Source organism: Vibrio sp. YT-19(2023) (assembly GCF_033337395.1).
Genome location: NZ_JAWOQN010001231.1, coordinates 1 through 504 on the forward strand (window position 1 = coordinate 1; position 504 = coordinate 504).

At 42.3% G+C, this 504-nt stretch carries 1 protein-coding gene and 1 pseudogene; both read right to left on the minus strand.

Translation table 11 applies throughout. The features are described from left to right. Positions 1-160 (minus strand): type VI secretion system-associated FHA domain protein (locus R7E78_RS31260; RefSeq protein ID WP_411913795.1); only part of this gene is annotated, 160 nt, incomplete at its 3' end. 3 nt (positions 161-163) lie between these two features. After that, positions 164-504 (minus strand): annotated as a pseudogene (locus R7E78_RS31000) (type VI secretion system-associated FHA domain protein TagH); the annotation flags it as partial.

The window sequence follows — 504 nt, forward strand, 5'->3', positions numbered from 1 at the left end:
TTCTAAATGCAGTATGGTTGACGCGATTGGTTTGTTTAAATACAGCCCGATTGTGAAGAGTCTCCATTAGCCCAATAAGCATGAGAGAAAACGACTGACCTAATTGTTCAAACCACTGCTCTCGATTTTGGCTTGGTACCATATTGGGGTCGATCCCCATGCCTTAAATGAACGCTTCCAGTTCACCTCGATGCACTGTAGGTTTTTGACTTTTAGCGTTGGTATCAGGCTGCATTGATGCAACTTTAGGTTGTGGCACTTCAGTTTCGTGACTCGGGAGTTCTAGAAAATCATCTACTAGACCAATGTCTAACTGAAAATCTGATGGGACACTTTCATCCATCAACTCGGCAGCGCTTAAACCAAAATCTTCCATCTCTGGAATCGATTCTACGTGCTGTTCGAATCCAACTGGCGTCTTAACCTCTGGTTTAGATGTAAATTGATGCTCTGTCCTATCTTCAGGGATATCACTAATCCTAATTAGTATTTGATAATCGCCTA